Here is a 23,796-nt window from a genome sequence, read left to right on the forward strand (position 1 = left end):
CAGCAGCCTTGCGGCGGTCGTTGCCATGGCGCTCCCGGGTTCAGACGATGCATTGCGCGAGGCGACATGGAACCCTTGCGCCGCGCGTGAATTGATTGTGCGCATGGCGCTGCAAGATGTAGCGGTGTGATGCCCAACCAGATGGAGGAGCGGTCATGCCCAATGATACAAGGCGGAGCGGCAGCTGCCTGTGCGGCGGCATCCAGTTTTCGGTGACGGGAGATCCCTTTCGGATTGGCCTTTGCCATTGCAAGGACTGCCGCAAGGCTAGCGGGTCGGCTTTTTCGGCGTTTGCAGTGTGGCCGCTCGAGGCGTTCGAAACGACGGGTATCGTCAACAGCTACGGCGACAGAAGTTTTTGTCCCACCTGCGGCGGCCGGGTCCCTTTGGTTCGTGAGAATGAGGTGGAAGTGACGATTGGCAGCCTCGATGAGGTGCCCACCGAAGGGCTGGAGCCCAGCTATGAACTCTGGGTCAATCGCCGTGAGCACTGGTTGCAACCCTTGCCTGCCGCCCGGCAAATCGAGCACGACCGGGTCGATGACGAGCCGACAAACCGGACAGCCGAACCGATTTCTGACGGTGTCGAGACGCCGTCTAGCTTGCCGCAACGCAAGTCGGCCTAGCGCGAGCGGCGCAGACAGCCGGCAGGCAGGAAATCGTTCTCGAAACCGCCCGATGCCGACAGGGCCGGGTCCGACAACATTTCACCCGGTAGAAGCCAAACGCAAAAAGCCCGCCTTGGCGTCAGCCAAGGCGGGCGGTAGATCATCCGGCCTGCGCTGCCGTGGAACGATGGGTTGGCCAAAGCCCTGGGCTGAGACCCGGTGCCGTTTGTAAGCGGCGATTGACTACGGAGCGGCCCGGTCAGCTGGAATTCGTCTTGTGGTTGCAACCATGGTACGTTTTGTTTGGAAACGAGAGCTTAAGACCACGCAATATCGTTACGTCAACTACGCTGCCCAAGTATCTCGTGGTGTGAACTGGAGGAACCTTCCTGACTTGTACAAAAGAACGCTTTGTTTATTTTGTTTCCGTCACATAGTGTAGCGAATCTTGAAGCCGGATGGGGCGGCTTTCATGCAGCCAGCGCCTTCGCAGGATTGCGGTCCGCACGTGCAATATCCACTTCACGGCAATCTTCATGCAAGCATAGCCAGCGCAAAGTTCATACGCAGACGTTGGGGGGCACCGATGGACCAGCCGAGCAAAATGGAGAACCTGCAGTTCGCGCAAGGGATACTGCGGGAGCTTAGGCAGAAAGCCGAAGCCGACGGCGAGAAGCTTCTGACTTATCTCATCGACATGGCCTACCTTGAAGCCAGCGACCGCATCCGTGCACATTGGGTCGGCAATCACGAGCCCGAAAGCCGCAGGGCCATGGGGTAACCGAAACGCGGCGATGGTTGCCCCCACGGGGCGTTTTTAACCAGACGCCTGGGGCCGGGGAGACCATTGGTCAGTTGGCGATACCGGCTGAGATGTCAGCCAGAGCCTCCCTCACCCGAGTTTCGCTGATGCCCCGCGTGTCCTTGACCCAGCTGGGCGTCGAAAGCGGCGGTTCGATAAAGCGAACATGGTTGTTTACGGGCCCATGCACATAGGGGCGATTCAGCCCGTAGATGAGCGCGCATGGGACGTTCAGGGCAGCGGCGGCGTGGGAAATCCCGCCATCAACCCCGAGGAACATGGTCGACGCAGCGATTTGGCACATCGCGTCAGCAATCGACGGGGTCGAGGTGAAGTCGATTGCCTCAGGAATGGCGGCGCGGATTTTTGCGGCACCGGCGTGCTCGCGCGGTCCGCCTACAATCCAGATTGCCCAGCCGCGATCATGATGGTCTCTGGCGATCGAAATGAAGCGCTCGACGGGCCATGAGCGGAAATTCTCAATGTCGGCAGTATAGAGCGCCAGTGCCGGTCGGTCGGCATCGATCTTCTTGTGCTGGCGCCATTCGTCCAGTTCGGCCGGATCGACCACAAGCCGGGGCGCCGGCCACTCTGCGCCCGCAGCCGGCTTTTCGCCAAGCGAGGCAATCGAGCAGACCTCCTCGAACAGCCGCGTCTTGCGGGGTCCGAAGGCCCATAGATGGGCCAACCAGCCGGCGGGGAAGCGATTGAGGAGGCCGAATTGCAACTCCTGCGGATAGCCGATGCGCTCCTCTATTCCGGCCATGAACGCCATCAGCGCCGCCTTGGTGCTGCTGGTCATCAGATAGGCCGTACGGTAATTTTCCTTGCGCAACTCGCCAACCAGGCGGCTGCGCTCGCCAAAACCGGGGCGCTGATGACGCTTGGCAAGCGCCCAGCCCTTCCTGACATGCGGCATCAGGCGCGCCAGCGGCGCTGCAACGGGCGAGGTGACGACATCTATGGGGCGATCAGGAAATCGCGCGGCAATGATCTGGATGGCGGAATGGCAACGGACGAAGTCGCCGACCGCGGGGAAGCCGACGAAGAGGATTGGATCGCCGGTCGTCAAGGAAGCGCTTCGCCGTCAAGGATGCGGTGTGTAGGGGTCGCGCGAAAATGGACCCGAGGCATTTCGGGACCGACCGAAGCGTGCAGCACTTCGTCCTGTGGGCGACCGGTACCGGCAACCGAACCAGCGCCGATGCAAACCAAATCGACATGACGTTGAATCAGCCGCATTGACCTTGCCTCACAATGCTCTCAAAGACGGCCCAGTTGCGTCACGGGCTGGGCATTGTCAAGGTCGCGCCAGAAACGCGAAAAGCCGCGGCGGCCTCGATCGGGTTACGGAATCGTTAATCAGCGCTTGCTACTATACCGGATGACCAAGAATCTCGGCAATGCACCCAGGACCATCTCCAGACAACAGCCAAAGACCTCCGCTCTTGGTCGGCTGACGCCCGCCCTGTTTCCCATTGTGGTCGTCGCGCTCGGATACGTGATCGGTCGGCAATTCTTCGGCTTCTAGGGCGACTCGTCTAGGCGCGCACGGTAAAGGCTCGCGCCACGCGGGGGATGCCGTCAATGTCCACCCAACCTCCAAACTCAACCGGCGCACCGTACGCCGCTACCCACTGCCTCGCACGTAAGCAAATTTTGTGCAATCACGGGAACGTGATATTCACTGATCACTGGACAAAGGGGGCGCTGATGAGGTGTCTGATGATCAATCTTGATCGTTCTCGCGATCGGCTGGCGCATGTCGCGTCCGAGTTCGGCAGGATCGGAGTACCATTTGAGCGTGTCTCCGCCATTGATTGCCCCGATTGCTGCTCTGTCGCCAAAAGCCCGCTGAGCGCTGCTGAGGTTTGCTGTTTCCTGAGCCACCGCTCGTGTTGGGAGATCGTTGCGAACGGCGCGGATCAATATGGCGCGGTTTTCGAGGACGACGTCGTTTTCGGCGCGGGCGCCGGCTCGCTGCTTGCTTCCGATCGATGGGTGCCGCGCGATGCCGATGTGATCAAGCTGGAAACGCATTTTGCCAAAGTGAGGGTCGGACGCAAGGAAGTCGCTCTCGATGATGGGGTTTCGCTTGCCAGACTTTATGGCCTGCACGCGGGCGCCGCAGGCTATGTCATCTCCAGATCGGCAGCGCAAAGATTGCTGCGCAGGACCATGCATCTGAGAGGAGAGGTCGACTTCGTTCTTTTTCACCCAGGATTCATGACCTGCTCGCTCAACCGAATCTATCAGATCATGCCGGCGCTTTGCGCACAGCACCATTTTGTCTCGGGACGAGAGCGCTTTCCAAGCCTCGTGCGACGGCCCGGGAGGCGGCCAAAACCATTTCTCGATCGAATTGTCGGAGAAGCGGTGCGAACCTTCGCCCATCTTCGAAACCAGAGCCTGACCGGAACAAAGAAGATCGAGGCCGTCGCGTTCTCAGGCTCTGAGGTCGACGGCAAACCCGTCCACGGCGCGTTCATCTATGGGCAGCCCGAGCACGGCCACCTCAACAAGGCGGCCGGCATACCAATCGCGCGGAAGAATAGTTCGACCGCCAGATAAGCAGACGATAGCGGCTGCGTTACGAAACAGCCTTTTCGCGGACCGGAAGCTTCCAGCCCGGCCTGACAAAGTGGCAGGTATAGCCGTTGGGGTATTTCTCGAGATAGTCCTGATGCTCTGGCTCCGCCTCCCAGAAATCGCCCACCGGCGCAAGCTCGGTGACGACCTTGCCCGGCCACAGTCCAGAGGCATCGACATCGGCGATGGTGTCTTCGGCGACGCGCTTCTGCTCGTCGCTGGTGTAGAAGATCGCCGAGCGATAGCTCATTCCGACATCGTTGCCCTGGCGGTTCCTGGTGGTCGGATCGTGGATCTGGAAAAAGGATTCGAGCAATGTGCGAAAGCTGATCCTGGCCGGATCGAAGACGATCTCGATGGCTTCGGCATGGCTGCCGTGGTTGCGATACGTGGCGTTGGGCACATCGCCACCGCTATAGCCGACGCGGGTAGAGATCACGCCGGGATAGCGCCGGATCAAATCCTGCATGCCCCAGAAACAGCCGCCGGCAAGGACTGCACGTTCGGTGGACGTCGCCATATCATACCTCCATGGATCGCTCCTTAGGTAGGCATTGTCGCTGGCTTCTTCCAGCATCTCAAGTGCATCACTCGTTGCCGGCCGAGCCGAACCGCCGCACGATGACCTCGAAGACGATGTCGGAAATCCACATGGCCGAGACGCCGATCAAAAAGGCGGCGGCGAGCGTCGTGGTGTCGTCGGCCGGATCGGGGATAGGCATGCCGGTTGCCCTGAACCAGGCGACGGCAGGCAGCGTCAGATACGCAGCCGCCAGCGCCCCGCAGATCGGCGAGGCAATCATCTCGCGCAGCTTGTAGCGATGGCGCGACAGTGCTCGCAGCACGCCGCCGGCTAGCCCGGCGGCGACGACCGGCCCCTTGATGCCGAGCATAGAGGTCGTGCATCGGCTAAGGCCTCCATCCGCAGAGCTTTTGTCCCTTGCGGTTGTGCGCCAAGAGCGCTCTCGCCTCGGCGTCCGACAGGACGTCGACGGCTTCGGCCGACAGGCGCAGCGGGCTCGAAATCGCGCAGAAGCCGCCCGAAGCAGTCGTGCACCCGGCAAGCGCCACAAGCAGCGCAAGCATCAGTCCCTTGCCCATGATTTCAGCTCCTTTCGAACAGCGTCCGCCGGCAATGCGCCGACGTCGTTCTGCACCTGCTCAGCGACCGCGCGCGCCGCGGCCTCAGCGGCCGCCAGTTTGCCGCGCTCGGCCCTGGCGCCGGCCAGCCGCTGGTGAGCGCCCCAGCAAAGGGCGGCGATGACCGATGCCAGGAAGCCCAGCAGCGCTTTGTTGCCAAGCAGGACGGCGAGGAGCGCGCTCACAGCAGCCACCCGGCGACAAGCCCGGCGGCAAAGCCGATAGCATAGGGTTTCGCGGCTTCGAGATAGGCGATGAGCAGTTGTTGAAACCCTTCCATGTCAGTGCTCCCAGCCGGATTTGCGGGCCAGCCAGTGCCAGGTCTCCGTGACCGAGGCGATGGCGAGACCGGCGGCGATCTCCAGACCAGCTTGAATGTCGGGGTCGGAAGAAAATGCCGCCGCGTCGTCGGCGCCGAGCAGGCCACGCGCGACCAGAACACCGGCGCCGTAACGCAAGCCGATGCGGATGAAGACGGCGATCATGTCGAACTCCTTCCGAAAATCGATTTCAGGATTTGAAGCAGCGCACGCCAGAACGGCAGGCGTTCGACGGGGCTGACGCGCCCGCCGGTAGACACCGGCGGCATCGCACTGCCGGGCTTCGGCGAGAGCGCTGATGGCTGGGGCGGGGTGCCCGGCAAAGGTGCCGGAGCGGGCTGTAGTGCCGACATCAACAGCGCCTGGGAACGGACCGACCGGATGCGATCGCTCCAACCCTTGCCGAAAACCGGCCAGGTCGGCAGCCGCCGCAGGAATGCCAGGCGGGCATCGCAAAGATCGTCGATGACTGCGCCCGGTGGCCTGGCGCCGACAGCTTTGAGCGTGGCCGGGCCGATCCTGCCGTCCTGTGCGGTGCCAACTGCCGCCTGCAGATATTTAGCCGCCCTGCCCGGCCCACTGTTCACGGCGAAGTCGAAGACGGCATAGTCGACACCGCCGGGAAGCTCGGCGCCCGCAGCGGCATCCCAATAGAAGCGGCGATAGACCGTCGCCACCTGAGCATCCGTGATATGGCGAAGGTCGTCCTTCGTCGCATCCGCCTTCACGTAGCGGCGGAAATTGGCCAGCGTCACGCCCTTCATGGTTGCGCCGCCGGGATCAGCCGGATTGTCGGACCAGCCGCCTTCCGATTTGAGGACGAGCGCAAGCGCCCGCGCGAAGTTGCGGTCCATGGGTAACCTCAGGAGATTGTGGAATTTAGCTCGGAGACTTTAGCCAGTCACAGATCACGCACAGGAGACGAGTGTCCTGTTGAACCTGACTGTGCCGACGGCATGTCGGTTGGCCAGCTATAACGCTTCCTCACGGGAGAGGAATTTTGGATGGAGCGGCTAAAGCGGGCTCACGGAAGCACTTCGCCGTCAAGGATGCGTTTATAGAGTTCCAGATAGGCCTTTGCGGCTTTCTGGATCGGAAATCTTTCGGCTGCCGATTCACGGCATGTTCGCGCGGAAATGCTGTTGATCTCATTGAGACCGTGAGCAAACTCGTCATCGGTTTCGAAGAAACGCCCGCTGTCTGCATCGACCGTTTCGGCAAGCGCACCGCACGGAGTGGTCAGCACAGGCGTTCCGCACAGCATTGCTTCGACCGCCGCCATGCCGAACGGCTCTGCCCAGGAGATCGGGTTAAGGAAGGCGTACGCCTCGCCGAGCAATCGGAGCTTTTCCTCGCCATCGACAGTGCCGTGGAAGCGGTAGCGCGGCGATAAGCTCTTGAAGAACAGAGACTCTTTCCGGGTTTGGCTGCGCCCGAGCAACTTCCACCTCGAGCCACCCGCGATATCGAGCTCGAAGTTAAATTTCTTCGCCAGATCGACGGCCCGGTTGAGGCCCTTCCCGGCCCTCGCGATACCGCCCAAAAACAACAGCCGCTCACCTTTCCGATCTGCCAGCCGGTAGGCATCCACAGGGAAACCGTTGTAAACAAACGTTTCTCGATCATGATGATGCGCGTGACTGGCGCTGACGAAGCTGTAATTTTGCCCCTTTCTCGGGGCGTTTGGAACATAGCCGTGCAGAGTGTAAAGCGCACGATACGGGCTTTCTACATCATACCAGCCGTTGAAATGCACGATGTCAGTATTGATAGGGATCGCCCCCAGACATTCCACTACTGACGCGGCCTGCCGGACCTCGCAACGCGGATGGGTGGAGCCCACTCCGGCAATCAGTGTGATTTTATGTCCGAGAGATGCGAGTGCGCTGGCGAGCCAATCGATTTGCCGCTGGGTGCCGCCGTAGCCTCGACAGGGAATTTTGCCTTGCACTGCAATAGTAATATGCATGTTCCAACGTTTAGACCGTTGCTCACATTTCGCAAGCTAGGCCCACGCTCTCAAAACGAGTTTCCAGCTAGCGTTTGTTATGTCGTTAAAACCTGTTCCAGCCTTGTTGAGGACTTTAAGTGCGCCAGCAGCATTACCAATCCGTACATTCAAATTGGTGGCATCTGGCACGATGCTAATAGCCTGAGCGGTCGCATCAGTTGTATTGAGAGATGGGTTAATGGGTATCTCGTCACCAACCGAATACCCCGAATTAGCCGTAGTACATTGAATGAAGGCCGCATAGAGCTTCGGCTTCATCCCCAGCCCATGAGCCAACGTCAGCGACCCGCCGGATGTGATGGTCTGTTGCGGGCTTTCATAAAACTTCTGAAGCAACGCCGTGGACGACTGGACATAGCGTGCATCCTGTTCGGCCTGCGACCATTGCAGCTTGATCCATCCTCCCCAGGCACCGCCAGCCTGCCTGCGCCGCCATAGCTTTTGGTCTGCCGCCGTAGTGTCGTTGACGAAATCATGCACCGTCTGCGTCCGGTAGCCAGTGCTTCCGTGCGCTTCCACAAACCCCAGGAACCAATTTACGCCGTCTGGCGCATTAGCCGCCGCCGAGGCCATATGCCAGCCATTGTCCAGGGCGTTGTTCCAATCGGTGATCGTCTGCGCGACGACACCAAGGTTGGGTCGGCTATCAAGTTTCAGATCAAACCCAGCCTTGACGAACCCCGTTGTAGCCAATTGCGTGGTATTCGTTCCAGGCGCTGCGGTCGGCCCCGTTGGCGTCCCGGTGAATGTCGGGCTGGCCTTCGGCGCCAGGCTGGACACCGCGATCCCACTATCCTTCCCCACCTTGCCCGTGGTGCCCGCGAAAGTGACAATATTGTCGGTTGCCGAAGACGCAGGCCCCAAAAAATCTCCTACTCCCGTCCCGTCGGCGCCTCTGTCGCCGGCACGGTCGAACATCAGCCAGATGCCGTTGGCCACCGTCGGCAAAGTGCCGGCGCCGCTGACATAGGCGAGCGTCAGTTTGCGGTAGCGCGTCGCGGCCATCAAATCGTCGCGCAGTTTCACCACCTTGCCGTCCTTTCGGTGAAAAAGCCTGAATTCCTCGAACCAGGGCAGCAGCGTCGAAAACACCTTGAAGCGGCCGGATTGCATGCGGTCGAGCATTTCCATCAGCCCCGCCTCGACCGAGACCGAGCCGTCGGCGAAGCGGGCGTGGCCCGACAGCATGTTCAGCCCGTGCGCGGCGTATTGTCTGGCAAGCGCGGTGCCCGCGCCTTCCAGCGTCTCGCGGCGGCCGTCGCGCGGCCAGGCCCAGGGCAGCCACTCGCCCCACGGCTTCAGGGCCAGTACCTGCATGGCCGGCGTCTGCTGCGAGGCCCGCGCCGCCTTGGAGATATAGACGACATCGGCCTCCGTATCCCAGGCCAGCTCGACCGCGGCCGACGGATGGTCCCAGCCGAAATCGAGGGCGCCGATCCGCGGCCAGTAGCGCGGCAGCCGGAACGGCTCGCAGGCAATCAGCTCCTCGGCAATCGGAAAGATGCGGCCGGAGCCCAGCACCGGAATGCCCTTGGCCCTCGCTTCGCGCTCATGTTCGGGATAGGCGGCGATGATCGCGGCACGCTCGTCCGGCGAATAGTGTTCGACGTCGTCTATGGTCATGAAGGTGACGTGACGGGTCATGCAAGCATGCTCCAATAGAGTGTGGCCATTGATACCAGCGCTCATCAATGCGAAGCTGACCCAAGACTTGGGGGAACACATGATTCGGATTGCAATCGTTGTCGGCATTGCCGCCAGTGCATCGGCATGCACCAGCCAGGCGAATGTTCCTTACGATACTAGTAAAAAAATCTGCAGAACCCGTACCGATCCAGGAACAGGGTTCAAACGCGAGGTCTGCGTCCCCGACACTCCCAATCAATCCTGTATGCTCTATATATATCAGTATACCGGTCGAGAGAAAATATTGTGCGGCCCATTAACGCGCAAATCGTCAACCGCCGAAGGTCGTGCCAGGCAACTTGCCGGCACCAAATACCCCTGATTCGACTTATCAACTGGGTTTGATGCGGATCACCTTTGGCGCCTGCGCATCCATGAACATGTAGCACCTGCCAAGCAGCGCCTTTTTGCCGAGCTCATCGAACACATTCTGCCCCAGCGGCGTGATCAGCACCTCGCCCGTAGCCAGCCCATCCTGGTGGCGGGCCTCGATCTCTTGCCAATGCGCATTCGCAACGTCGGAAAGCACGACATTGAAGGCTGGATGATTGTAGCTGACCAGCACGTTGCCATCATCCATGTCGGACGGCTTCATGTCCGGGTGATAGTTGTAAATCATGGCAAGCGTCTGGATGGCGGCCATGGCTGCCGCCTCATCGGACAGGCCGGCTTCCGTCAGCACGCAGGTGCCGTTTCAAGGATGGCAAAGTCACGGCCTCTGTCGAAGTAATAGCCGAACCGTTCCTCGATGCGATCGATGGGTTGTGAAAACGAGGGTCGCCATTTGGGCACCTGGGGCTTTGATACCTCAGCACCACCCGCCGGCGACACGACAAGCGAAGACAAACCGCCTGTCAATACCTGCCGCCTGTTCATGGACTTGGTTCCTCGACAACCTGGCCACCAGTCTGGTCGCGGTTCGCAATTCCGCAACGCGCCGAAACGGGAAAGCTTCGCTCTCATCTTTTCCTTTATCGCTTTATGCGGTAGGTCTTGCCGTGCATCGGCGACATCGATGCGTCTGGGCTGGTGCATTCTGCGCGGCCTGTACTCTACGCGGGTGGGACAGCCACTCTTTGCCATGACAGATCTATTCGAGGCGATGCGCCTGTCCGCCGAGGACAGCGAGGTTGCTCATCTTTTTTTCAGCGAAGGCGGTAAGATCCTGCTGCCACTCGGCAAATCGACAAATGCCATGACAGGTCAGGAGATGCTGGAGCGGCTGCTGTCGTCCCCGCATGATGACGATGGCGCGCTTGCCAACGACCTTCTCGGCGAGCTCGGCAAGACGGTGCCGTTGGAAAGCCTTCGTCTCCTGCTGACATCTGCCAATGCTGAGACGCGAGCGGCGGGTGCGTTTATTGCCACCTTTCAAAACCAGAACATAAGTTCGATGGTGGGTGAGCTGGCCGCGCTGCTTGGGGACAGCAACCCGCGCACGCGCTTCGATGCCGTGGAGTCTATCTTGCGATGCAGTACGCGGAACGATGGTCAGCATCTCGCGCAGGCGTTGTTTGCCCTTGATGATTATCACGATGGTGTACGCATGGGAGCCGTCAAATTTGTGCGCTTTGCAAAAGACTGGCAGTTAAAGCTTGCGCGTCAGCACGCCGCGTTGCTCAGGCCGCAAACGCCGTTTTCGGCGATCGCCGATATCTCCGGGCAATGGCGAGGTGATGCATCAGGCATGATCCGTGCTATGCTCGACCATTCAGAGCCGGTAGTGCGCCGTTACGGCTTGGGGCTGGCCAGCCGGGCGAGGTTGGTCGTTGTTGACGCGTTCGTCGAATGGGCGCAGGCGTCCGCCGATCCTGAAATCAGCAAACTGGCAACCGATTGCATCGAGCACAACCAGATATCGCACCACGCCGTATGGCAATCATCGTTGCCGGCAATCGCCTGAGGCACCGCTGATCTCGGGGTCAAGATAGCGACGTGACAGGGCGTAGAGCCTGCCGAACTGATTCAAAGTAATGTCGTATGATGTTGTCCGCGCACGATATTTGCGCCGGGCGTGGCGGTTCTTACCTTCTCCCTTTGTGGGGTGAGAAGCGGTCCGCGTGGCGGACGAAAAGCCAATTGCTTGGCTTTTCGAGCTTCGAACGCCCTGAGCCTGCGAAGGGCCGGGTGGTGGCCGATCCAACCTGCCGGGTCCCCGCTGCTCCGCAGCGTCCCGGCGTTCGCCGGCCTTTCGTCGTGCCACTGGCACGACGAATTCGCTTCGCGAACCAGCTGCTCACCCCACAAGGGGGGAAGGGAGAACCTCCTGCGCCGTCAAGAACCGCAGCACCACGTCGCTCATGCCAAGCAGCGGCGTAAACGTCACCATGGTGATGCCGCCCGTCGCGTTGGTGCGGGTCAGGCCTTCGGAATAGATATCGAGCGGCGGCTCCTCGTCGAACCAGACGCCGTGCAGGGTTTCGCCCTGCCACTTTTCGCGGCCCTTCTCATAGCTCTTGAACGACAGCACCGATTCATCGGCCTGCACGTCGCCGCCGCCGCCCCAGCGCACCACGATGCTGTCGAGCGCGCCCGGCGCGCCGCGGCCCATCGTGGTCTGGCGGATGGCATCGGCGGGGATCATGCCGGTGCCCCATGCCGCCTGCTGCTGCGGCGGGCCGACCAGCACGCGCTGCGGGTTGTCTCGCGTGCCCTCGCCGGTCACGCCGGCAGCCCATAGCCTGACGGCGGCGTCGAAGGTCTTGCCCTGCCACCACGCGGGATAGCGGCCGGTGAGATGCATGGCCCATTCGGCGCCGCCGGCCCTGGTCTTGCCCAACTGGTTGCCGGCCATGAACAGACGTTCCCGGTTCTGCGCGCCGGCGGCGTGAAACTGCGCCTGCCTGGGATAAGGCCGGTAGGCGGCAAGCTGGTTAGTCCTGCGCCTGCGGTCCAGCTCCTGCAGCAGCGCCAGATAGTGGCGGCGCGTCTTCAGGCTGGTCGCCAAACGGCCCAAGGACGGCTTCGAGGCCACGGATGCGGCGGCGGATCTCGTCATCGCTCAGGGCTTCCAGATTGTCAGATGAAACATGCAAATCCTTGGCCAGATCCTTGGGTAGCACCGATTGCACGATCTTCAGATACTGGTCGGGCTTGTCGGCCCGGACCGCGGCAATGACGCCGGCGCCATGGGCGCTGAAATCGGCGCGAACCGCGTCGAGGAAATCATCGCCAAGCGTCTTCTTCGTCCGCTTCGGCTTGGCAGCGGCGGCAGTCGCCTTGCGGCCAGGGCGCGCACGCGGCGCCGTCCGGTCAGCCATGATCCGAGATCCCGGCGGGCTCGGCGGTAGGTGCCTGTTTCGCTGGCCGCTTGATCTTGCCGGACTTGATCTTGCCGGACTTGCGCCGTGCCGATTTTGGCCCTGACCGTGTTGGGGCGGCCTTGCGGGCTGCATCAGCGGCCGGCGCGTGGCGCTTTCCGGCAGACGCGGCTTTCAGGCTTGCCCTGGCGATCGCCCTTGCGTCGTGCGCGCCGCGCGGAAAGCCGAAGCCGCCGATGGCATCGACAGGACCACCGCGAACCATGCCGATCAGCACGCCCGGCACGACCGGCTCGATACGGCCGATGCGCGCCTGCGGGGCAGCGCCCTCGAACACGCCAATGGCGCTGACGACCTCGCGGCCGTCATCGTCGGTGATGATGGTGGCATAGCGGTTGGACAAGGGAGGCCTCGCGGATAAGGCAGAATGAACCGAGGATAGCGTTCCTTCACGCCCCCCTCTGTCCTGCCGGACATCTCCCCCTCAAGGGGGGAGATTGGCAGCTCCAGGGTCGCGACCAATTTGCAGCGCTGACGATTGGCGAAAGCAAGGCGGCAGTCCGATCTCCCCCCCGTGTGGGGGTTGAGGAGTGGTCCGCGCAGCGGACGGAAAGCCAATTGCTTGGCTTTCCGAACGACGAACGTCCGGCAGGCCAGAGGGGGGCTGTCCCGCCGACATCCGATATCCGCGCGTTGTGGGCATCAGGAAAACAAAACCCGCCTCGTGGGCGGGTCGGTGGCGCAAATCAGCACCATGGACAAATCATAGCAAAGCTGCCCTCACCCGTCAATGCAGATAAGAAATAATTCCTACTCCGGTCAAAGCCTCGTCCTTGGCGGCGGCGCGCATTGCGCGAGGGCCGCATCGATGGGATGCTGGGTCTCGTCGGAGAGCGAAATGAGCGATGTGACCAGTCACTATGGCAGCGGCGGCATTGTCGAGCGCATCCTGTCGGCTGTGCCGGACGCAAAGGCCGGCAGCCTCGCAGCCAAACAACTCTATCCGTTCGATCAGCTTCATGGCCGCGAGCTGATCGCCACGCAGGACCATGCTGCGCGTCTTGCGCCCTCCGCCGGCGATCGGGTTCTGGACATCGGCAGCGGCATTGGCGGCCCGGCCCGGTTCCTTGCCGAGACCTATGGGTGCAGCGTCGACGGCGTCGACCTGACGCAGGCGTTCGTCGAGGCATCCCGCCGATTGACCGAGCTCTGCGGCCTCGGCGACAAAGTGCGTTTCCATGAGGCCGATGCGACAAGGCTGCCTTTTGCGGACGACACATTCGACGCGGCGATCTGCTTCTATGTCGGCATGAATATCGCCGACAAGGCGGCGGTCATCGGGCAAGCGTGGCGCGTACTGAAGCCGAAGGCCAGGCTTGTCTGGACCGAGGCGGTGCTGGCGGACGGCGAGCCTCACTATCCCTTGCCTTGGGCGGTGTCGGCTGTGGCCAGCCATCTCGTCGACCGCGAAACCCTGAAGGCTCTGTTTGCTTCAGCCGGATTCCAGGTCGACGACGTCATCGACGAAACCGGCGATCACGTCGAGCTGGCGTTGAAACGGGCAAATTCCAGCATGGTTCCGTCGCCCGCCCAGCAGCAGGCCAATGAGATCGTGCTCGGCGCCGAGTTCGTGCATCGGCGAAAAAACTACATAAGCAGCCTGAGCGAGGGAAAACTCGCGTCACTGGCCATCATCGCTTCCAAGCCGGCCTGAAACAAAAAACCCGCCTCGGCGGCGGGTTGGTGGCGCAAATCAGCAACATCGACAAATCATAGCATAGCTGCCCTCACCGGTCAAGATATGTCAGGAAAGAATTCCTACATCGACATCGATCGGAGACTCGGCGATGCTAGCGCTACCACATCCGGCGTCAAGTCATATGCATATGTTCTAAAGTGCCATGCCGTCGGCGGATGTTGTCTGATAATTTGTCCTTTGGCATCAAGGGGGCAAAAGAAGCCATGTCTGAGGACAAAATCCGAAATATAAATCTGACCGCCGACATCGTCGCGGCATTCGTGCGCAACAATTCAGTGCCTCCGGATAGCCTGCCGGCGTTGATCGAGAGCGTCAATGCAGCGCTCGCGGCCGTGGACAATCCCGTTGCTCCGCCGCAACCTGCGCCTGAGCCCGCGGTCAACCGCAAGCGCTCGGTAACGCCGAATTTCATTTACTGCCTCGAGGATGGCAAGAAGTTCAGGTCGCTGCGGCGTCATCTCGGCTCCGCCCATGGCATGACGCCGGAAGCCTATCGCGCCAAATGGGACCTGCCCGGCGACTATCCGATGACGGCGCCCAGCTACGCCGCCAAGCGCTCGGAGCTGGCAAAGGAGTTCGGGCTCGGCATCAGGACACCCGAGGCCCCGGCCGCCAAGGCGCCGGCCAAGAGCAAGACCAAGGCGTAAAGGCACGCCCCCTCCGTGCCGTACGCCTGCTGGAGGACGATCGTGGTGGCCGGAGAGCCCAATGACGTTCGCGTGGAACGTGTGGACCGCCGCCAATGGGCGGTGCTGGTTGCCGAGAATGGCACGGTGACCCAGCATCTGTTCATGGCCCAGGAAGCGGCCGAGGAGTTTGCCGACGGCGAGCGGACAAGGCTCGGCCTTCCCGCCAGGCCGCCGGCGGCGGATCCGCTGGCCTGAACAGTCCTTCAACGGGCTGCAGGATACAAGACGCAGCCTTCGACAGGCCGTCTAGCGACTGGTCATTAGCTGGCTCTTATGGAATCATTCCACTCCAACTCGGGGGAGAGCGGGATGGACAAACCAGCCATGGCATCCGTGTTCAGGATGCGGCAAGCGCCAGCCACTGTTTCGGGCGTTCGCAGCGTCGGCCAAGGCCAGGCCGATCCGGTCATCGGCAGAAGGCCGCTCGGCGAGGCGATCCGCTTCGTCATCGACGCCCATCCCCATTACGACATCAGCTGCGTTTCGATCGCCTATGGCGACGGCTCGGCCCCGCGCCTCGGCAGCCGGGAGGTCAAGGCGCTGTGGGCCGAATATGGCCGCCGCTGGATGGAAGAGTAGCGCAGGCCATCGGCCGACGCCTATCGCTTGCATCCCCGTCCGGATCGTAACAGCGGCTCATGCGTTGAGCGTGAGCCAAATGGGAGCAACAGCCATGAACGTCGCCAATCTGCAACTCGAAGGCCTGCTGATGGCCGTCGCCTCGATCAATCAGGTGCTGGTGCGCAAGGGCCTGCTCACGGTGGAGGATATCGACATTGCGCTGCGCAAGGCCGAGGCCATCGAAACCGGCGAGGAGCGGTCCGACGGCATGTCGGAGTCCAACCGCGACGCCGTCAACTTTCCGATCCGACTGCTGGAACTGGCCAATCAATGCCAGCCGGAGGCGGACATGCCGTCCTTCTCGAAACTGGCCCGCATGGTCGGTCAGATGAAGGAACCCTACAACGACCAGATGTGAGGCGGTCTGCCGACGCGGGGCCTCACCCTCGGCCAATCTTCGAGGCCAGCACGCTGCCCGGTCCATGCACGGCGGCGAACAGCAGGCCGGCGGCGAACGGGAAATGGGACATGAAGGCGCCGAACTCGGCCTGGTTGCCGGTCCAGTGCGACGGACCGTGGAAGGCAAAGCCGAGGAAGACCACGTAGACGGCGGCGACCAGGGCGGCCGGCGTGAAGAACGCTCCGGTCAGCAAGGCGATCACCAGCAGCGTTTCGAGGATCGCGGCGCACCAGGCCAGAAACAGCGGGAACGGGAAGCCGGCGGCGGCGATGTAGCCGGCGGTCATGTTCATATCCATGAACTTGAAGGCTGCTCCCATCGCGAACATGGCGGCCAAGGTCAGGCGGGCGATGAGAATGGCCGCGGTCTGCCACGGCGATTGAACGGCTTCCATGATGTGCTCCAAAGGTTTGCAACGGGTTTCGCCCCAAGGACGGGCGCCACGCCGCCGATCCTACACCAGCCCGCGAAATTCTTTCGCGGCAAAGCCGGACCTCGCAAAAGGAGGCGCTTGCAATCCTCTTGCCGCGCGTGGCCGCTCAGAGCTTCGCCATCAGCTCCCGCCCCAACCGTTTCGGCGGCTCGGCGCGCAGCACCACATTGGTCGTCACCGCGCCGTAGCGGCCGATGGCATCGACGATGCTTTCGAGGTCGGGCGGCGACGGCACGACCACCTTGACCAGAAAACAATCCTCGCCGGTCACCCGCAGCACCTCGACCACTTCCGGCATGGCCGCGAATTTCTTCAGGCAGGTCTGGATGTGCTCATGCGTGGTGCGCAGGCGGATCATGGCCATGGTGCCGAGACCGAGGGCGGTGGGATCGATCGCGGCCCGGTAGCCGGCGATGATGCCGCGCTCCTCCAGCCGCTTCACCCGCTCCGACGTCGCGGGCTGGGACAGGCCGACGCGGCGGCCGAGTTCGGAAATGCCGATGCGGCCATCCTCCTGCATGATCTCGATGATTGCCATGTCGGTGGGGTCGAGCCGTGGCCGGTAATCGCCGTTTGCCATGAACACCTTCAATCCATCGGAATTCTTCATCGCTTTCCGATGATCTCTCATTCCGCGAACAAGGAGAAGCCCTAGGATTGGGACATCATCTGCGGCGAAGAAACAGGATTTTCCATGACCGACTTCATCATTCTGCCGGGCAGCGGCGGATCGGGCGAGGCCCACTGGCAGACACGCTGGCAACAGGCCGACCCGGCGATGCGCCGCTTCAGCCCGGCAAGCTGGGAGCTGCCGGATTTCGACGACTGGGTGGCGGCGCTGGACGTCGCGGTGTCACAGGCACAGACCCCGCCGGTGCTCGTCGCCCACAGTCTCAGCTGCCTGCTGGTCGCGCATTGGCAGGCGGTGTCGAGCCGTCGGATCGGCGGGGCGTTTCTGGTTGCGGTTCCCGACCCGGCCTCGCCGGTCTATCCCGCTTACGGAATTCCCTTCGCCGATACGCCGCGCGGGCCGCTTCGCTTCCCCTCGCTGATCGTGGCCAGCACCGACGATCCCTATGATCCGAACGGCTATGCCGGTGAGAAAGCCACACAATGGGGCAGCGAACTGCACATCGCCGGGCCGCTTGGTCACATCAACAGCAATAGCGGGCTGGGCGACTGGCCGGCGGGAATGGAGCTGCTGACGGCCTTCGTGAGAGACAGACAGGCCGACCACGCAATCGCACCGTAGGCGCCCGAAGCGTGCGCGCGGGCTTGCCCCGACTTGTCCCGCCAGCTATCTCTCGGGAGGGGCGTTTGTGAGGGAGCCTGCGAATGGTGTCCGTCCGATATCTGGTCCGCGATGTCGATCTGTCCATCGCGTTTTATACGAGCTATCTGGGCTTCGCGCTGAAGCAGCAATTCGGTCCGGCGATGGCCATCCTGACGCGCGGCGACCTCTCGCTCTGGCTCGCCGGTCCCTTGGCGTCGGCAGCCAGGCCGATGCCGGACGGCCGGACACCCGAGCCGGGCGGATGGAACCGCTTCGTGCTCGAGGTCGAGCAATTGCCGTCAATCGTGACTGAGATGGTCGAGGCCGGCGTGCGGTTCCGCAACCAGATCGTCGAAGGTCCGGGCGGGCGACAGATTCTTTGTGAAGACCCGTCCGGCAACGTGATCGAGCTGTTCGAGCCCAGCTAGACTTCGGCCGTCGCCTCGGATTCGGCGCCGGGCTTTGCCTGGCCTTCCCACTGCCGCTCCGCCTCTGCTTTACGCTTCGGACAATCCTCGTAGTCATGCTCTCGCGAACCGCAATAGGAGCAGCATTTTGCCGGCGTGTCGGTTCGAAGCATTGTGGCCATGCACAAGAATGCACGAAAATTCATCCGGTTGCAGCAGCGTCCGCGACGTCGCTGCTGGGATGCGTGACCGCCAGCCTGGCACCGCCCTCAATAGCCGCCGCCGAGGATCGGCAGAATCTCGGCGGCAGACATTGCGCGCGGCGCGTATTCGTCCGGCCTATATCAAAGTTAAATGCGGATGCTGGGCGTGAGGTGGTAGGTGATCGCGATGGGGGGACTCTCAACGCGCTCGAGGTGTCCCATGGACGTTCGAAATCTGATTGCCAAACTGTCGGCCGCGGTATTGCACCGCCGCGCCGCGTCTTCGCCGATACTGTTCAGGCCGATCCGCAACTCGCTCGCCGACATCCCGTTGAAGCCGGCGCCGCGGCCGCCTTATCGACCGCATCGGCCGATCTGGCCGGCAAGCAACATGTAGCTCGCCGGGCTGCAACCAGTTTGTGATTTCCTCGTTTATGGCGATCCCGTTTTCAAGGAGGCAAGTGATGAGATCGATCCGGGCGAGGCGCGAATGGTTTGGATGGTGAGCGCATGAGCCGTTTTCTGCCCCTGACGATCAGATTCGTGGACGGCAGCGCGATGACGGTGTCGTCGATCGCCGACGCCAGGAGGGCGCTAGGCGGAACATGGAAGAACAAGCAGACGGCGGCCTACAAGGCGGCCGACAGGCTGGTGGATGACGCGTTGAACGGCATTTGCCGCCCGGACATCGCCTTTGCCGCTTTCCAGAATGCCGCCGCCCAACAGGGCTTGCTGAAGCCGGCGAAGCCAAGTGCCGCCCTTGCCATGCTCGACGAATTGGCGTCGCTGGATGGGCATCGTTGAAAGACCGGCTGACGGATTGCCTGCGATGTCATGGCGAACGCCGGATAGCCTATCTCGGCTCGCGGTTCATGCTGAGATAAGTCGGGTCGAACTCGGCGATTTCCACCAGCTGCTGCCAGTCCAGAATGGTCACCATGTAATTTGCCCAGCCGATCACACCGATCTTGCGCAGCGCGCCGATGACCCGGTTCATGTGGACGACCGAAAGCCCAAGCACATCGGCCAGTTCCGCCTGCGACAGGGGAAGCCGGAAACTCATGCCGTTGGTCTGCTTGACGACCTGGAGCCGCACGAACAGCTCGCACACAAGATGCGCCAGATGCGAAGTCTTGGACCGCCGGCCCATGGCCACGATCCATTCCCGATGGATGGCGCCATCGACGAGCGTGTCCAGCCAAAGCAAGCGGCTGAGATGAGGCGCCTGTTCGGTGATCGTCCTTAGCCGACTGTGGTCGGCGGCGATCACCCGGCATGGCGACAAAGCTATAATGCCATGGTCCATTGTCTTGAGCAGGAAGGCGTGCAAATCGACAAAATCGCCTGGCACCTGCAACGAGGTGAACTGGCGGCCGCCATCCTCCAGCACCTTGTAGCGCGCCGCCAGACCCTCGATGATGAGCGTGCTGTAGCCTGGCCTCGATCCCTCTGAAACGATGTCCTGACCGGTGGCAAAATCCATCTCGATGGTCATGGCGGCGGCCAGCAGCCCCTTTTCCTGCTCGGACAAAGCGTCATGCTGGCCAAGGTTGAGATAAAGCGGTTCTAGCATAGAGGATCCAGTTCGAGATTTCGTGGACATTCGTGGCCTAGCCAAACGCCGGAGATCGGGTGCGGTTGCAATCGGCCGGCACGGCGACGGCTCCTGGCAGGAAATCTGCTCAGGGCACAGTCGCATGGAACCATGGGTGCGGGTTGGGATTTAATCCATGTCGCTCAAAAATGGCCCCGATTTTGAGACAACGACATGCATAAAAACACAGACCTGAAGCGCGTCGCCTGCGTCCTTCAACCGCGATGCGCCTTAGCGTTCTCACGCAGGGATCCTTGCACACATGGAACGGTTCTACTTCGACTTGTACAACGCCGAGACCCAGATTGATGAAGAGGGGCAGCTTTTTCCCAGCCGGGAGCGTGCGGGAGCCGAAGCGCTGCGCATATTGCACGATGTGGCGCGCGACGAGATACCGGAGGGCGACCACCGGCGGATCACCGTCAAGATGCTGAACGAGAACAGGGAGCAGATATTCGAAGCGTCGCTGACCATGGCGTCGCTGTGGAGTTGAACTCGTCGACCCTGTCGAGGACTGTATGGAACCTCTTGCCCTCCCCTCTGTTTCCTAAGGAGGGGCCAGCGGCAGAAGCTGCACGGCTGATTGACTGGAGGCATCTATGTCCTTGCAAAAGCTTCATCCCGAGCAGGTCGACGACACACGCAGGCTTGCCTATTCGACCTTTGCCCCGGCGCTGATCGGTTCGCTCACCAAGCGTCTGGCGCGGTGTCAGGGCGTCAAGGAACTGGGCGCCCTGGAAAAGTCGCTCATCCGCCTGATCGAAGACTCTGATGTCGATGGGCCGCAAGCCGAGGCGATGAAAGAGTTCGCCATCGAGCTGGTGGTGTCGACGATATCGGAAGCCCGCGCTCACCCCGACACCAAGAGCGATGTCGAAGCCGTTGGCGAGCGCCGCGCCGAAGGCCGCTCCGAGAACCCGCAGACGCTCGAGGAGCAGTTGCAATCAGGGCTCGAAGATAGTTTTCCGGCCAGCGATCCGCCCGCCGTCGTCTCGACCGCCATTTCCGGCGCCTCGAAGGACCTTGTCGGTACAGATGAGGTGTTGCGCCGCAAGAAGGAGGCGGCGCAGCGAAAGCAGGAAAAGGCCGACGCCGGTTAGCCGGACAAGTCGCGCGAGCCCGAGGCGATGAGAAGCCGTCAGCCGAAGCGCTTTTCCGGCGACTGTCCGCTGGCCGGTGACTGTTCGCCGGCCCGCGCGACGATCGCCTCGAGCGGCTCCGGCCGGTGAAGCAGAAAACCCTGGCCATAGGCCACGCCCATGCCGCGCAGAATGTCGAGCGCTTCCTGCTGTTCGATCTTTTCGGCCACCACCGCGCAGCCGAGACTTTTGGCGATGCCCGCTATGGCCGAGACGATCTCGCGGTCGAAACGGCTTTCCGCGATATTCTCGATGAACGAGCCGTCGATCTTGATCTGATCGACCGGAAAGCGCCGCAAATATTCGAACGAGCTCATGCCGGCGCCGAAATCGTCGAGGCTGACGCGGCATTGCCGCTCGCGCGCCTTGCGCACGAACTGCTCGGCGGCGTCGAAATTGGTGACGGCCGCGGTCTCGGTGATCTCGAAACCGATGCCGGAATGCGGCGCCCCGGTCTCGGCGATGACGGCGTCGACGAAATCCCACAGCAGCGGATCGCTCAGCGTCTGCGCCGACAGATTGAAGCCGAGCATGATGGCGCCTGACCGCATCGCCGCGCCATGCTGCGAAAGCGCTGTCCTGATGATCCAGCGGTCCAGCCGCGAGGCAATGCCGAAGCGCTCGGCGACCGGAATGAATTCGTTGGGCGGGATCAGCTTGCCATTGCGCCCGGCAAGCCGCGCCAGCACCTCGACATGGCGGCTCTCCTGCCAGGGCTGGCCGAGCAGATGGATTTCCTGGCCGAACAGTTTCAGCCGCCCGTCATCCATGGCGTCGACAGTGTCGGCGGCGACACGCGCCGCGTTGAGGCCGCCGGAGCCCGACGCCGCATCGGCCGAAAACACCGCGAAGCGATTGCGCCCGGCCGCCTTGGCCGCATAGCAGGCGTCGTCGGCGCAGGCCAACGCATCGGCAACCGTGGTGGTGGTGTCCTCGACGAAGGCGATGCCGATGCTGGCCGCGAGCTTTCGCGAGGTCGCCGGCAGTCCGAGGTCGGCGTCACGGACCGCCGCAAGGATGGCGCCGGCCAGCGCCTCGGCCTTGGCCGATTGGCAATTGGGCACCAGCAGCGCGAACTCGTCGCCGCCGAGGCGCGCGGCACGTGCCGATGCCGGCAGGCAGCCCAGAATACCGGCGGCCACGCCCTTCAGCGCCAGGTCGCCGGCGGCGTGACCGGCAAAGTCGTTGAGCGCCTTGAAGTAGTCGAGATCGACGTAAAACACCGCCAGCGGCAAAGCCCGCTCGGTGGCGATATGCACGGCCAGCAGCCGGTCGAAGGCGGCACGGTTCAACAGGCCGGTCAGCGCATCGTGGTGAGCGGCGTAGGCGAGTTCCCGCTCGCGTTTCTTGTCCTCGGTGATGTCGCGCACGGTGCCGAGAATCTGGCCCGCCGTCTCGGGCGCCGCGATGAAGCGCACCAGCGATTCGACATGGCGGATTTCGCCGTCGCGCCTGACGATGCGGTATTGCGCGGCGACGACGCCGTCGGTCGAAAGCGGCGCCAGATGGGCGCGCTCTGCGGCATCCTTGTCGTCGGGATGCAGATAGGAATGCCAAAGGTCGGCAGCCACCTCGTCGGTGTCGGCGACCAGGCCGAATATCTCCCTGGTGCGGGCGTCCCAATAGCTCTTGTTGGCGTCGATGTCGTGATGCCAGATGCCGGTGCCGCTGGCCGCCAGCGCCAGGCGAAAGCGCACATTGACCCGCTCGAGTTCGGCTTCCGCCTCTTTCTGCCGGCTGATGTCGGTCTGCACGCCCATCAGCCTGACCGGCTTGCCCGTCTCGTCACGCTCGACAATGCCGCCGCGGTCCAGCACCCAGATCCAGTGGCCGTCCTTGTGCTTGAGGCGCAGCTCGGTCTCGATCGAGGCGGTCAGGCCGGAAATGTGCCGCTCGCCGCTGGCCAGCGCCCGCTGGCGGTCGTCGGGATGCGTCAGCTTCAGCCAGAGGTCATCGCTGTTGGCAAGCTCGCCATCCTCATAACCCAGCATGTGCGACCAGGTCGGCGAATAGAAGCAGTCGCCGCTCAAAATATCCCAGTCCCATACGCCGAGATGAGCGCGTTCGAGCGCAAGCGCCCAGAACTCACCGTTGCGTATTTTCTCTTCAGCCATGCCCTGGTTTCGCTCACTCCGTCGCCGCCACTATGCACGCAAGCAGAGAAGAAACCGTTACCGGGTGCGCCGCGCCCACAGTGCGGACAAGGCCTGCAATCGTGGACCATGCCGTAAGGCGTCATCATGCGATTGGGGCTCGTCATGCCATTGGCGCCCTGATTGGAACCGCCCTGGCCGGGCCTGGCTCGACGATCCTTATCGCGCGGCGGCGCGCATTGTCCTCGAGCAGGCCGCGCAGTTCCTCACGGCCGCGCGCGATGCGCGACATCAGCGTGCCGGCCGGAACGCCGAGCATCTCGGCGGCCTCGGCATAGGAGAAGCCCTCGATGGCGACCATGGTCAGCGCGGCACGGCGGTCCGGGCTGATCGCCTGCAGCGCGTCGATGATCTCGCGCGCGGCGACGTTCTCCAGCTGGTCGGCGGGAGAGGCTTGCGCCTCGCCGGCCTCCAGCGGCAGCATCGAGGCCTCGCCTCGCCGGTTCACCTTGCGCATCTGGTCGATGAACAGATGATGCATGATCGTGAACAGCCATTTTCGCGGGCTCTCTCCCGTCTGCCAGTTGTCCAGCCGCAGCAGCGCCCGCACCAGGCAGTCCTGGACGAGATCGTCGGCGGAATCGCGGTCGCGCAGCAGCGAGCGCGCATAGCGGCGCAGGCGCGGGATTTCGTCGAGAATGGCTCTCTGCTTTTCGTCCATGACATTTTGTCTTTGTTTCGGCATGCCGTTGCCGCAAAACCGCTGCGC

33 protein-coding genes are annotated in these 23,796 nt (G+C 62.4%); 15 read left to right on the forward strand and 18 right to left on the reverse strand.

The genetic code is table 11. The annotated features are described in order from the left end of the window. The first annotated feature begins 155 nt into the window (after positions 1–155). Together NKL04_RS13320 and NKL04_RS13325 are read left to right on the forward strand one after the other, a co-directional pair. A complete protein-coding gene (locus tag NKL04_RS13320; RefSeq protein WP_023814799.1) occupies positions 156–626 on the forward strand; it encodes a GFA family protein in 471 nt (156 codons plus the stop codon). 568 nt (positions 627–1,194) lie between these two features. Then, positions 1,195–1,389 (forward strand): hypothetical protein, encoded by a 195-nt coding sequence (locus NKL04_RS13325; RefSeq protein WP_023684343.1) that lies wholly within the window; start codon positions 1,195–1,197, stop codon positions 1,387–1,389. A 70-nt stretch (positions 1,390–1,459) separates the two neighbouring features. Here the strand turns inward: NKL04_RS13325 and waaF are convergent, their stop codons facing one another. Continuing rightward, positions 1,460–2,482 carry a lipopolysaccharide heptosyltransferase II gene (gene waaF / locus NKL04_RS13330; RefSeq protein ID WP_023700677.1) on the reverse strand — a complete coding sequence of 341 codons (1,023 nt, stop codon included), beginning with the start codon at positions 2,480–2,482 and terminating at the stop codon, positions 1,460–1,462. Between the two features lie 653 nt (positions 2,483–3,135). Here waaF and NKL04_RS13335 point away from each other — a divergent pair. Further along, the gene (locus NKL04_RS13335) at positions 3,136–3,981 is read left to right on the forward strand and encodes a glycosyltransferase family 25 protein (protein ID WP_198028959.1); all 846 of its coding nucleotides are present in this window, start codon (positions 3,136–3,138) and stop codon (positions 3,979–3,981) included. Between the two features lie 19 nt (positions 3,982–4,000). On the opposite strand, the gene msrA is transcribed toward NKL04_RS13335, so the two are convergent. The 9 genes from msrA to NKL04_RS13380 all read right to left on the reverse strand — a co-directional run bounded on the left by msrA (position 4,001) and on the right by NKL04_RS13380 (position 9,838). Continuing rightward, positions 4,001–4,519: a peptide-methionine (S)-S-oxide reductase MsrA gene (gene msrA, locus NKL04_RS13340; protein ID WP_023671461.1), complete on the reverse strand. Its 519-nt coding sequence runs from the start codon at positions 4,517–4,519 to the stop codon at positions 4,001–4,003. A 67-nt stretch (positions 4,520–4,586) separates the two neighbouring features. Continuing rightward, the gene (locus NKL04_RS13345) at positions 4,587–4,892 is read right to left on the reverse strand and encodes a hypothetical protein (RefSeq protein WP_023700682.1); all 306 of its coding nucleotides are present in this window, start codon (positions 4,890–4,892) and stop codon (positions 4,587–4,589) included. Positions 4,893–4,908: 16 nt separating this feature from the next. Then, positions 4,909–5,100, reverse strand: coding sequence for a hypothetical protein (locus tag NKL04_RS13350; RefSeq protein WP_023671459.1), 192 nt, complete (start codon positions 5,098–5,100; stop codon positions 4,909–4,911). Continuing rightward, complete coding sequence (locus tag NKL04_RS13355; RefSeq protein ID WP_023684348.1) at positions 5,085–5,324, reverse strand: hypothetical protein; 240 nt, start codon at positions 5,322–5,324, stop codon at positions 5,085–5,087. Before NKL04_RS13355 ends, NKL04_RS13350 begins: the two co-directional genes overlap by 16 nt. Positions 5,325–5,420: 96 nt before the next feature. Next, positions 5,421–5,624, reverse strand: coding sequence for a Pam3-gp28 family putative phage holin (locus tag NKL04_RS13360; RefSeq protein ID WP_023689878.1), 204 nt, complete (start codon positions 5,622–5,624; stop codon positions 5,421–5,423). After that, positions 5,621–6,313 carry a glycoside hydrolase family 108 protein gene (locus NKL04_RS13365; protein ID WP_023700683.1) on the reverse strand — a complete coding sequence of 231 codons (693 nt, stop codon included), beginning with the start codon at positions 6,311–6,313 and terminating at the stop codon, positions 5,621–5,623. The genes NKL04_RS13360 and NKL04_RS13365 overlap by 4 nt, the downstream gene beginning before the upstream one ends. 170 nt (positions 6,314–6,483) lie before the next feature. Then, positions 6,484–7,428: a glycosyltransferase gene (locus NKL04_RS13370; protein ID WP_031201560.1), complete on the reverse strand. Its 945-nt coding sequence runs from the start codon at positions 7,426–7,428 to the stop codon at positions 6,484–6,486. A gap of 36 nt (positions 7,429–7,464) precedes the next feature. Next, entirely contained in the window at positions 7,465–9,159 is a 1,695-nt protein-coding gene (locus NKL04_RS13375; RefSeq protein ID WP_352723767.1) for a terminase large subunit domain-containing protein, read from the reverse strand. Between the two features lie 328 nt (positions 9,160–9,487). Next, positions 9,488–9,838, reverse strand: a complete 351-nt coding sequence (locus tag NKL04_RS13380; protein WP_023671453.1) for a hypothetical protein — start codon at positions 9,836–9,838, stop codon at positions 9,488–9,490. 102 nt (positions 9,839–9,940) lie between these two features. Here NKL04_RS13380 and NKL04_RS13385 point away from each other — a divergent pair, with 102 nt between their 5' ends. Then, positions 9,941–11,059 (forward strand): HEAT repeat domain-containing protein, encoded by a 1,119-nt coding sequence (locus tag NKL04_RS13385; protein WP_156951440.1) that lies wholly within the window; start codon positions 9,941–9,943, stop codon positions 11,057–11,059. A gap of 333 nt (positions 11,060–11,392) precedes the next feature. Here the strand turns inward: NKL04_RS13385 and NKL04_RS13390 are convergent, their stop codons facing one another. The 3 genes from NKL04_RS13390 to NKL04_RS13400 are packed head-to-tail and all read right to left on the reverse strand — an operon-like array spanning position 11,393 to position 12,819. Further along, on the reverse strand, positions 11,393–12,112 hold the full coding sequence (locus tag NKL04_RS13390; RefSeq protein WP_245271380.1) for a terminase large subunit domain-containing protein: 720 nt from the start codon (positions 12,110–12,112) through the stop codon (positions 11,393–11,395). Then, on the reverse strand, positions 12,030–12,416 hold the full coding sequence (locus NKL04_RS13395; RefSeq protein WP_023671450.1) for a hypothetical protein: 387 nt from the start codon (positions 12,414–12,416) through the stop codon (positions 12,030–12,032). Before NKL04_RS13395 ends, NKL04_RS13390 begins: the two co-directional genes overlap by 83 nt. Next, positions 12,409–12,819: a hypothetical protein gene (locus tag NKL04_RS13400; RefSeq protein WP_023671449.1), complete on the reverse strand. Its 411-nt coding sequence runs from the start codon at positions 12,817–12,819 to the stop codon at positions 12,409–12,411. Before NKL04_RS13400 ends, NKL04_RS13395 begins: the two co-directional genes overlap by 8 nt. A gap of 495 nt (positions 12,820–13,314) precedes the next feature. Here NKL04_RS13400 and NKL04_RS13405 point away from each other — a divergent pair, with 495 nt between their 5' ends. The 5 genes from NKL04_RS13405 to NKL04_RS13425 all read left to right on the forward strand — a co-directional run bounded on the left by NKL04_RS13405 (position 13,315) and on the right by NKL04_RS13425 (position 15,843). Then, a complete protein-coding gene (locus NKL04_RS13405) occupies positions 13,315–14,130 on the forward strand; it encodes a class I SAM-dependent methyltransferase (protein ID WP_023693742.1) in 816 nt (271 codons plus the stop codon). Positions 14,131–14,378: 248 nt separating this feature from the next. Further along, on the forward strand, positions 14,379–14,822 hold the full coding sequence (locus tag NKL04_RS13410; RefSeq protein ID WP_023671447.1) for a Ros/MucR family transcriptional regulator: 444 nt from the start codon (positions 14,379–14,381) through the stop codon (positions 14,820–14,822). Positions 14,823–14,894: 72 nt separating this feature from the next. After that, a complete protein-coding gene (locus NKL04_RS13415) occupies positions 14,895–15,059 on the forward strand; it encodes a hypothetical protein (protein ID WP_023685951.1) in 165 nt (54 codons plus the stop codon). 114 nt (positions 15,060–15,173) lie between these two features. Further along, positions 15,174–15,443, forward strand: a complete 270-nt coding sequence (locus NKL04_RS13420) for a hypothetical protein (RefSeq protein WP_023671445.1) — start codon at positions 15,174–15,176, stop codon at positions 15,441–15,443. 94 nt (positions 15,444–15,537) lie between these two features. Then, positions 15,538–15,843 (forward strand): hypothetical protein, encoded by a 306-nt coding sequence (locus tag NKL04_RS13425; protein WP_023671444.1) that lies wholly within the window; start codon positions 15,538–15,540, stop codon positions 15,841–15,843. A 22-nt stretch (positions 15,844–15,865) separates the two neighbouring features. Here the strand turns inward: NKL04_RS13425 and NKL04_RS13430 are convergent, their stop codons facing one another. Then, complete coding sequence (locus tag NKL04_RS13430) at positions 15,866–16,279, reverse strand: DoxX family protein (RefSeq protein WP_023700688.1); 414 nt, start codon at positions 16,277–16,279, stop codon at positions 15,866–15,868. 145 nt (positions 16,280–16,424) lie between these two features. After that, positions 16,425–16,928, reverse strand: coding sequence for an Lrp/AsnC family transcriptional regulator (locus NKL04_RS13435; protein ID WP_023671442.1), 504 nt, complete (start codon positions 16,926–16,928; stop codon positions 16,425–16,427). 84 nt (positions 16,929–17,012) lie between these two features. Here NKL04_RS13435 and NKL04_RS13440 point away from each other — a divergent pair, with 84 nt between their 5' ends. The 4 genes from NKL04_RS13440 (at position 17,013) to NKL04_RS13455 (ending at position 19,005) form a co-directional block, all read left to right on the forward strand. After that, positions 17,013–17,570, forward strand: a complete 558-nt coding sequence (locus NKL04_RS13440) for an RBBP9/YdeN family alpha/beta hydrolase (RefSeq protein ID WP_023697757.1) — start codon at positions 17,013–17,015, stop codon at positions 17,568–17,570. 83 nt (positions 17,571–17,653) lie between these two features. Further along, positions 17,654–18,019: a VOC family protein gene (locus NKL04_RS13445; RefSeq protein WP_023700689.1), complete on the forward strand. Its 366-nt coding sequence runs from the start codon at positions 17,654–17,656 to the stop codon at positions 18,017–18,019. Between the two features lie 402 nt (positions 18,020–18,421). After that, positions 18,422–18,598 carry a hypothetical protein gene (locus NKL04_RS13450; RefSeq protein ID WP_023671438.1) on the forward strand — a complete coding sequence of 59 codons (177 nt, stop codon included), beginning with the start codon at positions 18,422–18,424 and terminating at the stop codon, positions 18,596–18,598. Positions 18,599–18,711: 113 nt separating this feature from the next. Continuing rightward, positions 18,712–19,005, forward strand: a complete 294-nt coding sequence (locus NKL04_RS13455; protein ID WP_023685943.1) for a DUF982 domain-containing protein — start codon at positions 18,712–18,714, stop codon at positions 19,003–19,005. A 49-nt stretch (positions 19,006–19,054) separates the two neighbouring features. Here NKL04_RS13455 and NKL04_RS13460 read toward each other — a convergent pair whose 3' ends face one another. After that, positions 19,055–19,774: a Crp/Fnr family transcriptional regulator gene (locus NKL04_RS13460; RefSeq protein ID WP_023671436.1), complete on the reverse strand. Its 720-nt coding sequence runs from the start codon at positions 19,772–19,774 to the stop codon at positions 19,055–19,057. 283 nt (positions 19,775–20,057) lie between these two features. Between NKL04_RS13460 and NKL04_RS13465 the strand changes: the two genes are divergently transcribed. Next, positions 20,058–20,288: a DUF6894 family protein gene (locus NKL04_RS13465; protein ID WP_023671435.1), complete on the forward strand. Its 231-nt coding sequence runs from the start codon at positions 20,058–20,060 to the stop codon at positions 20,286–20,288. Between the two features lie 106 nt (positions 20,289–20,394). Further along, entirely contained in the window at positions 20,395–20,895 is a 501-nt protein-coding gene (locus NKL04_RS13470; protein ID WP_023693749.1) for a hypothetical protein, read from the forward strand. A gap of 38 nt (positions 20,896–20,933) precedes the next feature. Here NKL04_RS13470 and NKL04_RS13475 read toward each other — a convergent pair whose 3' ends face one another. Together NKL04_RS13475 and NKL04_RS13480 are read right to left on the reverse strand one after the other, a co-directional pair. Then, the gene (locus NKL04_RS13475; protein ID WP_023700690.1) at positions 20,934–23,048 is read right to left on the reverse strand and encodes an EAL domain-containing protein; all 2,115 of its coding nucleotides are present in this window, start codon (positions 23,046–23,048) and stop codon (positions 20,934–20,936) included. Between the two features lie 142 nt (positions 23,049–23,190). Further along, complete coding sequence (locus NKL04_RS13480) at positions 23,191–23,748, reverse strand: RNA polymerase sigma factor (RefSeq protein WP_023697760.1); 558 nt, start codon at positions 23,746–23,748, stop codon at positions 23,191–23,193. Between the last annotated feature and the right edge of the window lie 48 nt (positions 23,749–23,796).

This window comes from Mesorhizobium sp. C264A (assembly GCF_040324515.1).
Taxonomy (GTDB): domain Bacteria; phylum Pseudomonadota; class Alphaproteobacteria; order Rhizobiales; family Rhizobiaceae; genus Mesorhizobium.

Coding starts and splice junctions, on each gene's coding strand:
- NKL04_RS13480 (WP_023697760.1), bottom strand. CDS start 23,748: ATGGACGAAAAGCAGAGAGCCATTCTCGACGAAATCCCGCGCCTGCGC.
- NKL04_RS13470 (WP_023693749.1), top strand. CDS start 20,395: ATGTCCTTGCAAAAGCTTCATCCCGAGCAGGTCGACGACACACGCAGG.
- NKL04_RS13445 (WP_023700689.1), top strand. CDS start 17,654: ATGGTGTCCGTCCGATATCTGGTCCGCGATGTCGATCTGTCCATCGCG.
- NKL04_RS13465 (WP_023671435.1), top strand. CDS start 20,058: ATGGAACGGTTCTACTTCGACTTGTACAACGCCGAGACCCAGATTGAT.
- msrA (WP_023671461.1), bottom strand. CDS start 4,519: ATGGCGACGTCCACCGAACGTGCAGTCCTTGCCGGCGGCTGTTTCTGG.
- NKL04_RS13430 (WP_023700688.1), bottom strand. CDS start 16,279: ATGGAAGCCGTTCAATCGCCGTGGCAGACCGCGGCCATTCTCATCGCC.
- NKL04_RS13365 (WP_023700683.1), bottom strand. CDS start 6,313: ATGGACCGCAACTTCGCGCGGGCGCTTGCGCTCGTCCTCAAATCGGAA.
- NKL04_RS13405 (WP_023693742.1), top strand. CDS start 13,315: ATGAGCGATGTGACCAGTCACTATGGCAGCGGCGGCATTGTCGAGCGC.
- NKL04_RS13370 (WP_031201560.1), bottom strand. CDS start 7,428: ATGCATATTACTATTGCAGTGCAAGGCAAAATTCCCTGTCGAGGCTAC.
- NKL04_RS13320 (WP_023814799.1), top strand. CDS start 156: ATGCCCAATGATACAAGGCGGAGCGGCAGCTGCCTGTGCGGCGGCATC.
- NKL04_RS13455 (WP_023685943.1), top strand. CDS start 18,712: ATGAGCCGTTTTCTGCCCCTGACGATCAGATTCGTGGACGGCAGCGCG.
- NKL04_RS13360 (WP_023689878.1), bottom strand. CDS start 5,624: ATGATCGCCGTCTTCATCCGCATCGGCTTGCGTTACGGCGCCGGTGTT.
- NKL04_RS13410 (WP_023671447.1), top strand. CDS start 14,379: ATGTCTGAGGACAAAATCCGAAATATAAATCTGACCGCCGACATCGTC.
- NKL04_RS13425 (WP_023671444.1), top strand. CDS start 15,538: ATGAACGTCGCCAATCTGCAACTCGAAGGCCTGCTGATGGCCGTCGCC.
- NKL04_RS13335 (WP_198028959.1), top strand. CDS start 3,136: ATGATCAATCTTGATCGTTCTCGCGATCGGCTGGCGCATGTCGCGTCC.
- NKL04_RS13375 (WP_352723767.1), bottom strand. CDS start 9,159: ATGAGCGCTGGTATCAATGGCCACACTCTATTGGAGCATGCTTGCATG.
- NKL04_RS13325 (WP_023684343.1), top strand. CDS start 1,195: ATGGACCAGCCGAGCAAAATGGAGAACCTGCAGTTCGCGCAAGGGATA.
- NKL04_RS13475 (WP_023700690.1), bottom strand. CDS start 23,048: ATGGCTGAAGAGAAAATACGCAACGGTGAGTTCTGGGCGCTTGCGCTC.
- NKL04_RS13435 (WP_023671442.1), bottom strand. CDS start 16,928: ATGAAGAATTCCGATGGATTGAAGGTGTTCATGGCAAACGGCGATTAC.
- NKL04_RS13345 (WP_023700682.1), bottom strand. CDS start 4,892: ATGCTCGGCATCAAGGGGCCGGTCGTCGCCGCCGGGCTAGCCGGCGGC.
- NKL04_RS13350 (WP_023671459.1), bottom strand. CDS start 5,100: ATGGGCAAGGGACTGATGCTTGCGCTGCTTGTGGCGCTTGCCGGGTGC.
- NKL04_RS13450 (WP_023671438.1), top strand. CDS start 18,422: ATGGACGTTCGAAATCTGATTGCCAAACTGTCGGCCGCGGTATTGCAC.
- NKL04_RS13395 (WP_023671450.1), bottom strand. CDS start 12,416: ATGGCTGACCGGACGGCGCCGCGTGCGCGCCCTGGCCGCAAGGCGACT.
- NKL04_RS13420 (WP_023671445.1), top strand. CDS start 15,174: ATGGACAAACCAGCCATGGCATCCGTGTTCAGGATGCGGCAAGCGCCA.
- NKL04_RS13440 (WP_023697757.1), top strand. CDS start 17,013: ATGACCGACTTCATCATTCTGCCGGGCAGCGGCGGATCGGGCGAGGCC.
- NKL04_RS13460 (WP_023671436.1), bottom strand. CDS start 19,774: ATGCTAGAACCGCTTTATCTCAACCTTGGCCAGCATGACGCTTTGTCC.